At 36.2% G+C, this 9,119-nt stretch carries 6 protein-coding genes; 2 read left to right on the top strand and 4 right to left on the bottom strand.

Going from position 1 to position 9,119, the window contains the following annotated elements; genetic code table 11:
- A partial coding sequence (locus BKM63_RS05180) for a T9SS sorting signal type C domain-containing protein (protein ID WP_071635558.1) occupies nt 1-2,412 on the top strand: 2,412 nt, incomplete at its 5' end.
- A gap of 70 nt (nt 2,413-2,482) precedes the next feature.
- Here BKM63_RS05180 and BKM63_RS05175 read toward each other — a convergent pair.
- From BKM63_RS05175 to BKM63_RS05160, 4 genes are all read right to left on the bottom strand, one after another.
- Nucleotides 2,483-3,349, bottom strand: coding sequence for a cupin-like domain-containing protein (locus BKM63_RS05175; RefSeq protein WP_071635557.1), 867 nt, complete (start codon nt 3,347-3,349; stop codon nt 2,483-2,485).
- A gap of 80 nt (nt 3,350-3,429) precedes the next feature.
- A complete protein-coding gene (gene bioB / locus BKM63_RS05170; protein WP_071635556.1) occupies nt 3,430-4,521 on the bottom strand; it encodes a biotin synthase BioB in 1,092 nt (363 codons plus the stop codon).
- Nucleotides 4,522-4,692: 171 nt separating this feature from the next.
- Nucleotides 4,693-5,130 (bottom strand): hypothetical protein, encoded by a 438-nt coding sequence (locus BKM63_RS05165; protein WP_071635555.1) that lies wholly within the window; start codon nt 5,128-5,130, stop codon nt 4,693-4,695.
- Nucleotides 5,131-5,246: 116 nt separating this feature from the next.
- Nucleotides 5,247-6,179 (bottom strand): bifunctional riboflavin kinase/FAD synthetase, encoded by a 933-nt coding sequence (locus tag BKM63_RS05160; RefSeq protein WP_071635554.1) that lies wholly within the window; start codon nt 6,177-6,179, stop codon nt 5,247-5,249.
- Between the two features lie 198 nt (nt 6,180-6,377).
- Between BKM63_RS05160 and BKM63_RS05155 the strand changes: the two genes are divergently transcribed.
- On the top strand, nt 6,378-9,071 hold the full coding sequence (locus BKM63_RS05155) for a reprolysin-like metallopeptidase (RefSeq protein WP_071635553.1): 2,694 nt from the start codon (nt 6,378-6,380) through the stop codon (nt 9,069-9,071).
- The last annotated feature ends 48 nt before the right edge of the window (nt 9,072-9,119 follow it).

Raw genomic sequence — 9,119 nt, 5'->3', positions numbered from 1 at the left:
CAAACTACTGCTTTAACTTACAGTGCTACGACAAATAGCCCGACAACGTATAGTATTGTTTGGAATACAAGTCCTGCGAATACTTTTGCCGCGGTTACAGACCAGGCTCTTCAGCCGGGTTCGGTTACTCTTGCAATTCCTTCCGGAACAGCAGCAGGAACTTATACGGGAACACTAACAGTTAAAAATGCGAACGGCTGTGTTTCTGCAGGTTCTCCTTTTTCGGTGACAGTAAATCCATTGCCACAAGGAAGTCTAACAGCCAATGGTCCGTTTTGTGGAACAAGTGCTGGTCAGTTAACTTTTACAGCATCTGCAGGTACAGGGCCTTATACAATTGTTTACACTGAGAACGGCGGGCCAAATATAACTGCCACAGGAATTGCAAGCGGAACTGGTTTTATACCTTTTACTTCCCCAATTAACAGCTCGACGACTTATGTACTGGTTTCGGTTACTGATGCATTCTGTACTAGAAGTTCGGGGTTTACAAATGGAACAGCGGTAATTACAATTAACCCAAAACCCGACGCACCAGTTCCGGGAACGGTTGTGCAGCCCACTTGTGTTAATCCTTCCGGAAGTATAACATTAAACGGTTTAATTCCATCAGTTACCTGGACTATCAGGCAAAGTAACGGAACCGTACAGCAAATTTACACAGGTTCAACTCCGAGTTTTACGGTGTCTAATTTAGCTCCGGGAATCTACACTTTTACTGTTGAACAAATTTCAAGCTGCCCTTCATTGCCAACAGCTGGTATTGAGATCTTTGCACCTGTTACAAATACCTGGAACGGAACAGCCTGGTCAAAAGGAAGTGAACCTCTAATAACAGATGCTATTCGGTTTTCAGGTAATTATTCTACAACAGGAAACTTAAACGGATGTTCTTGTACTGTAGATCCAGGTGTAAATGTTACGGTAAATTCGAATCATACCTTAACAATTACAAATGCAGTGAATAATAATGGAGGAACATTAACTTTTGAAAACAATTCAAGTTTATTGCAGACTGCCAATGCAGTAAATACTGGAAATATTATTTATAAAAGAAACACTCTAACCCGTCGATATGATTATACTTATTGGTCCTCACCAATTGTTCGTACCCCGATTTTTACTTTGCATGATTTATCTCCGGGTACCTTGGCCGATAAGTATACCAGTTATAATCCTAATGCAAGCTGGGTGATTCATTATAATGGAAATATAGAAATGATTCCCGGTCAGGGCTACAGTGTTAGAGGACCGCAGTATTTTGATATTGTTACACCAGGGACGCAAACTGCCACATTTGTTGGGGTTCCTAATAATGGAACGATTCCTGTGGCACTTGTAGGTATCGAAAAATGGAATTTAATAGGGAATCCTTATCCGTCAGCAATATATGCAGATCAGTTTATTTTTGATAATGCGGATAATCTATATGGTACTTTATACTTTTGGACTCATAATACAACTCCGGGAACTGGCGGAACAGCTCCGTACAAATACAATAGTGCTGATTATGCAATTTATAATATAACAGGAAGTGTACTGATAGGAGACATGGACAGCGAGGGCGCAGAGAGCCCTGGAAATCAAACTGCCCCGTCTGGATACATTGCGGCTGGCCAGGCCTTTTTCGCACTATCAAAAACAAATCCATCCGCTATTTTTACTAATACAATGAGAGTGCCCGGAAATAACAGTCAGTTTTTTAAAACAACGGCTAATAATAAAACAAATTTAGAAAGACACAGAGCCTGGATAAATTTGACGAATACAGAAGGAGCGTTTAAACAATTATTAGTAGGTTATATTGAAGGAGCGACTAATTCATGGGATCATAATTATGATGGAATATCTTTAAACGGAAATCCTTATCTTGATTTTTACAGTATTAACGAAGGCCAAAATTTAGTGATTCAAGGCAGGGCTCTTCCTTTTGATGAATCTGATATTGTGCCGCTAGGTTACAGATCTGCTATTGTAGGTGAATTTACAATTGCGATTGACCATACAGATGGAGTTTTAAGCAATCATGCAATTTATCTTGAAGATAAAGTAACCAATACAGTTCATAATCTGCAAAACAGCAACTATAAATTCACTACGGCCATTGGAACTTTTAACAATAGATTTGTTTTAAGATATACAAACGGTACTTTAGGTGTTGATGATTTTCAAAGTCAGAACAATAGTTTGTATGCTTCAGTAAAAGATAAAAATATACGATTAAATTCGGATGTAGATTTAATAAAAGAAGTTTCGATTTTTGATATTTCGGGGAAATTACTTTATAACAATAAAAAAGTTGATAATAACGAACTTCAGATTTCAAATTTCCAATCTGGTAATCAGGTTTTGATTTTAAAAGTAACTTTAGAAAATGGAAAAATAGAAACTAGAAAAATTGTTTTTAACTAAGGAATAAAAACAAAAAACCAGCTGGAGATTGAAATACTGCAGCTGGTTTTTTCTTTCTTAAAAATCGTAATCACGCACTCTTTCGAAGATTTTGATTTGTATTAATAATAGCTTTTTCATTTTTGTAATCAATCCATTTCTGGCCTTTAAACTTTCGCATCATAATATCAAAATAGCGCATAATAAAAACATTGTACGCTGCTTTTGATAAATTGGTAATGTTTTTTGGAAATGCACGAAGACTCATCGAAAACCCCGGAGTTAAATATTTCATATAATGCCAGTATCCTTCCGGCATGTACAACATTTCTCCATGCTTAAGATTGGTGATATAACCTTCGGCGTTTTTAAGCGCAGGAAATTTATCATAATCCGGATTGTCAAAATCAATATCCTCTCTTGAAATTAAAGCGTGAGGTACTTTGTACATATATTTTGACTGATCAGGTGCAAAAATCATGCATTGTTTTTCTCCATGAAAATGAAAATGCAGAATATTCGAGTAATCAATATCATAATGCATAAATACCTTTGCGTTTTCTCCGCCAAAAAACAACATTGGCAGCTGTCTGACTAATTTTAAACCAATATCCGGCCATAAGAAGTCTTCTTTCAACAATGGTACTTCTTTCATTAAATTATAAAGGAAAATGCGGTAATTAGTAGGTTTTGATTCTAATAAATGAATGTAATCACTCATCTTCATTTTTGTATGAGCCTCATTAAAACCTTCTTCGTGATTTACGGGCCTGTCATCGTATAGTGGAACAGTGATGTCACCGGCAATCTTATTGATATAGGATAATTTCCATTTTTCATAAGCTGGCCAGTCTTCGGTTAATTCTTCAACAACAACTGGAATTTGTTTTTTTACATATTGGGAAATAAAATCAGCTTTAGAGATTTTTTTAACCCTCTCGATTTGTTTTAATTTCATTTTTATAAATAAAAAATTGCTTATAACTCTGTGTCATAAGCAATTTAAAAATATTTATCGAGATTTTTGAGCTCTTTTAATTAAATTTTTGATTTGATCGAAGCCTCAACATTTCTTTCAATTGTATGTCCCGGTCTTGACCATCTTGGTTTTTCTCCTAATGGTGCAAATTGAGAATCTGCTGCCTCTACAGTTTTGGGCTGCATTATTTTGATAAAAGGCTTTTGAGCGACCATTCCTAAAGTTTCAAACATTTTCATGTCGTCGTTTACATCAGGGTTTGGAGTAGTAAGTAATTTATCTCCTGCAAATATTGAATTTGCTCCTGCAAAAAAGCACATAGCCTGTCCTTCGCGAGACATATTGGTTCTTCCGGCAGATAAACGAACCTGAGTTTCCGGCATAACAATTCTGGTTGTAGCCACCATACGAATCATTTCCCAGATTTCAACAGGTTTTTCTTCTTCCATAGGCGTTCCTTCAACCGCTACCAAAGCATTAATTGGTACTGATTCCGGCTGCGGATTTAAAGTCGAAAGCGCTACAAGCATTCCCGCTCTGTCTTCGATACTTTCGCCCATCCCGATAATACCGCCGCTGCAAACCGTAACATTTGTTTTACGAACATTTTCTATAGTTTGTAAACGATCTTCGAAACCACGTGTCGAAATCACGTCTTTATAATATTCTTCAGAAGTATCTAAATTATGGTTGTAAGCATATAAGCCGGCTTCTGCCAAACGTTGTGCCTGATTTTCGGTAAGCATTCCAAGAGTGCAGCAAACCTCCATGTCAAGTTTATTGATGGTACGAACCATTTCCAGAACCTGATCGAATTCTTCACCGTCTTTTACATTCCTCCAGGCAGCTCCCATGCATACGCGGGAAGATCCGTTAGATTTAGCTCTCAAAGCTTGTGCTTTTACCTGACTTACAGTCATTAAATCATTTCCTTCAACCCCAGTATTATATCTTGCGGCCTGAGGACAGTAGCCGCAATCTTCTGGGCATCCGCCGGTTTTTATAGAAAGTAAAGTAGATACCTGAACTACGTTTGGATCATGTTGTTGTCTATGAATCGTGGCTGCTTCATAAAGCAAATCCATCAACGGTTTATTGTAGATTGCGATTATTTCTTCTTTTGTCCAGTTGTGTTTTGTAATCATGCTCATGGATACATTGTTTTTGAAGTTTCAAATGTAATTAAATTTTCCAACCAACAACATCTGGTAATGTAAATGAATATTTATCAGGTATTTTCATAAAAGAAGCTCTCTAAAATCATAGAATTGTATTTTTTTATGATTTTAGAGAGCTTAAAATATTAGTTTTATTGTGATAAATTAATCGGCAGCATATTTGTTGTTCCAATACAGCATCATCATCAAAGTAACAATAACCGAAGAAGCAAGTCCTTCAAAAAGTAAACAGATGCAATAAGTTGGTACTGACGGATTTCCTCCAAACATAAATGTTTTAGATAAAGTTTCGACATAAGCGTCGCCGCCTCGGGCATAACTGTAAACCAATAATCCAAAAACGCTTAAAGCCACACCAACTACAGAAGTTGCCATTGCCGAAACCGCATTTGATACAAAATTTGTTTCCCCTTCATGAAGATTCATCTGCATCGTTCTGTTTACGCCATAAAATATAAAAAATACGTTAAGCGTACGCAGGTAAAATAAATCTGCTAAACCCAATACATTCATCAATAAAAAATAAATGCCGATTCCGAGGAATATTAAAAAACCGTTTGTTATTTCTTTAGGTAATTTCATAGTGGTTATTTTTAAAGAAGTTAATAGTAAATATTTGAAAAACAGAGTTCTATATCAAATTTACTAAAAAAACAACTACGATGATCCAAAAAGAAGCAAAAGTGTTTTTTGAAACTTTACTGGATTTTGCTTACAATGGCCAATGCCTTTTGTTTGTCTTGATTCAGCTGGGCTTTTAATAAATTAATCGAACCAAATTTTTGCTCTTCACGAAGATATTGCAATAATGAGATTTCAATTTTTTTACCATAAATATCGGCATCAAAATCAAAAAGATTAACCTCGATAGTTTGTTTTTGGCCATTTACTGTTGGATTAAAACCAATGTTCATCATTCCAAAAACCTCTAAATCTTCGATAAGGGCCTTAACAACATAAACACCATTTTTTGGAATCAGTTTATACTCTTCCTCAATTTGAACATTTGCCGTAGGAAATCCAATGGTTCTTCCTAATTGTTTTCCTTTTACGACTTCTCCGGTTAAAAAATAATCGTAACCTAAGTAATCATTAGCCAATTCCATATTTCCTTCGGTTAAGGCTTTTCTGATTTTGGTCGAACTCACAGAAACATCTTGTATTTCTTCTGCTGATATTTGTTCGACTTCAAAACCGTATTCAATTCCAAAAGCAATTAAATTGTCAATATTCGCCGTTCTGTTTCTTCCAAAACGATGATCGTGCCCAATAATTATTTTTTGAATATGAAACTGGTCTACTAAAATCGAATGTACAAACTCTTCGGCAGTAAGTCTTGAAAAGCTTTCATCAAATGGATGGATAACTAAATTTTCGATTCCGGTAGCTTCTAAAAGTTTTGTTTTTTCAGAAATCGTGTTTAGAAGTTTTATTTCTGATTTTTCCTGCAGTACCATTCTGGGATGCGGAAAAAAAGTAAGCACCAAACTTTCATATTTTCCGTTTTCGGTATTTTCAGTAATTCTTTCCAGAATTTTTTTATGACCAATATGTACGCCATCAAAAGTTCCAAGAGTTAAAATTGTTTTCTTGGTCGAATGGAAATCGTTTATAGAATGAAAGAGCTTCAAAACAAATTATTTAAGATGCTGCAAATTTATACTATCTATTTTAAATTTTGTGCTTCGATGAATTGATTTTTTAAGAAGATTCGCTTTCTTTTGCTTAAAAAAGATTTGATTGGCCGACTAAAAAACGTTAATTGTCGTTTAGATGTAAGAATTTGATTTAATTCTATTAATTTTGACGTTATAAAGCTCACTGTAAGTATGAAAAAACAACTACTTCTTTTACTGTTTATATTTTGTTGTGTACAACTTCATGCCCAAAGTGATGATTTGTGGCAGCGATCAAGTTCTGTTTCTTCTTTAAAAAAACAGGTAAATATTGACAGCTCTGATAAATTATATTATCGGTTAAACACAGATTTTCTAAAAGCAAAACTTTCGTCTGTCGCAGCTAAACAGACGAAGAAAGCAGGCTCTCAAATTACAATTCCTAATTCAGAAGGTGTTTTGGAAAGATTTCAGGTTTGGGAATCTTCGAATTTTGAACCTGAACTTCAGGCAAAATATCCGGAAATTAGAGCATACGAAGGAAACGGATTAGACGATAAATCGGCTAAAATACATTTTAGTCTTTCACCAAGCGGTTTGCAGACCATGGTTTTTCGTGCCGATCAGGCAACTGAGTTTATTGAAGAAAATCCGGATAATAAATCAGAATACGTTTTGTTTTCTTCTAAAAGTAAATCTTCGAAATCAAAATTATCGTGTAAAACGGCCGATGCGATTTCGCAAAATACAAGCACATCAAAAACGACAAAAACTACTTCAAATAACAAAGTTTTCAAAACAATGCGTTTGGCATTATCCTGTACCGGAGAATATGCCGCTTATTTTGGAGGAACCAAAGAAGCAGCATTGGCAGGAATGAATGCTACATTGACGAGAGTTAACGGTATTTTGAATAAAGATTTAGCGGTACAATTACTTTTAATTGCCAACAACGACGCAGTAATTTATACAAATGCCGCTACAGATCCCTATTCTGGTGCAGGCAAAGGAACTTCTACAGATACAGATGGAAATGATTTTTGGAGCAAAGAAGTTCAAAGCACGCTTACAAGTGTAATAGGCGAAGCTAATTACGATATTGGACATTTGTTTGGTGCTTCTGGCGGTGGCGGAAACGCTGCTTGTATTGGCTGCGTGTGTGATAGTCCAACCCCATCAAACGTAATAGGAAAAGGAAGTGCGTATACTTCTCCGTCGAATGCAATACCAAAAGGAGACACATTTGATGTTGATTTTGTAGTTCACGAAATCGGACATCAATTAGGCGCTAATCATACATTTTCTTATGATATAGAAGGTGCAGGAGTTAGTGTTGAGCCTGGAAGCGGTTCTACCATTATGGGATATGCCGGTGTGACGGATGATTATGATATTCAGGATAATTCTGATGATTATTTTGCATACGCGAGTATTCTTCAAATTCAAAATAACCTTGCCGGGAAAAACTGTCCGGTTAGTGTAGACATAACAAACAATCCGCCAGCAATTAATGCCGGTTCTGATTTTACAATCCCGATAAGCACACCCTTTATTTTAACCGGATCAGGTACTGCTTCGACAGGAGATACGCTTACTTTTACTTGGGAAGAAAACGACAATGCAACATCGACTTCTGGTGATAATAGTATTGCCTATGCTACAAAACCAAATGGACCGCTGTTTAGATCAATACCTCCAAGTACTTCTCCGGTTCGTTATATGCCGAGTTTTACTTCTGTGCTTCAAAATAAACTAACAACGACTTGGGAATCTGTTTCTTCTGTAGCGAGAACATTAAATTTTGCTTTAACAGGAAGAGACAATGGGGCATTAGGTAAGGCACAAACGAATACAGACGGAATGGTAGTAACCGTAACGCCTTCGGCAGGACCATTTGCTGTAACTTCTCAAAACTCCGAAAATTTGAGCTGGCAGCAAGGAGCATATCAAAATATTACATGGAGCGTTAACAATACCAATACACTTCAAGGTTCATCAACCGTAAATATTAAATTGTCTACAGACGGAGGTTTGACTTTTCCAATTGTTTTGGCAGCGGCAACACCCAATGATGGTTCAGAAACCGTGTTGATTCCAGAAAGCATTGATGTGGCAACATATTGCAGGATTTTGATAGAACCAACAGCAAATATTTATTATGCCTTAAATAGTAAATCATTTGCAATAGGTTACAGCTCAACCACAAGCTGTAATGATTATAGTTTTGGAAGTTCTTTTGCAATTCCATACGGAAGTTCTTTTACAACCCGAACAGTTGCGGTTCCTTCATCTACAGGAACAGTTTCAGATGTAAATGTTGCTATTAATGTTACGCATGCCAGATTTTCTGATCTTGAAATTCAAATCGTAAGTCCAAAAGGAACTGTGGTTCGTTTATTTAATAAAGGCTGTGCGAGTACAAACTCAACTTTGGCATTGCAGTTTGATGATTCGGGATCTAATTTGCAATGTTCTACAACCACCAGTCAAATTATTGTTCCAACAGATGCGCTGAGTATGTTTAATGGCGAAAATCCCGAAGGAAACTGGACGTTAAGAGTTCGTGATGCAGTTGCGGGAAGCTTTGGTACAATAAATTCGGCATCCGTAAACATCTGTAATCAAACCTTTACTTTAGGAGTTGATAAACCTGTAAGTGCAGATGCAGTTCCGTACCCTAACCCAAGCAGAGGAACTTTTACAGTAGAGTTTAAAAGCCAGTCCAAAGCAGGAGCCAAGATTTATGTTCACGATATGCAGGGGAAAGTTGTTTATTCGCAATCTTTTGAGCATGCAGATAATTTTAGTAAAGAAATTTCATTGCCGGTTGGCTCTTCGTCCGGGATTTATTTGCTGACAATTGAGGATGGAGATAAAAAAACCGTGAAGAAGATTTTTATAATTTAAAGGTTTATAAAATTGAAATAGTTTAAATTCCAAATTCCAATGATAAGT

The organism is Flavobacterium johnsoniae (assembly GCF_001879205.1).
Lineage (GTDB): Bacteria > Bacteroidota > Bacteroidia > Flavobacteriales > Flavobacteriaceae > Flavobacterium > Flavobacterium johnsoniae_A.
Note: the sequence above shows the minus strand (reverse complement) of the source record. Positions and strands in the feature narration are given on the sequence as shown.

Excerpts from the sequence above, each read along its gene's own strand:
- BKM63_RS05165 (WP_071635555.1), bottom strand. The coding sequence starts at position 5,130 with ATGAAATTACCTAAAGAAATAACAAACGGTTTTTTAATATTCCTCGGA.
- bioB (WP_071635556.1), bottom strand. The coding sequence starts at position 4,521 with ATGAGCATGATTACAAAACACAACTGGACAAAAGAAGAAATAATCGCA.
- BKM63_RS05155 (WP_071635553.1), top strand. The coding sequence starts at position 6,378 with ATGAAAAAACAACTACTTCTTTTACTGTTTATATTTTGTTGTGTACAA.
- BKM63_RS05175 (WP_071635557.1), bottom strand. The coding sequence starts at position 3,349 with ATGAAATTAAAACAAATCGAGAGGGTTAAAAAAATCTCTAAAGCTGAT.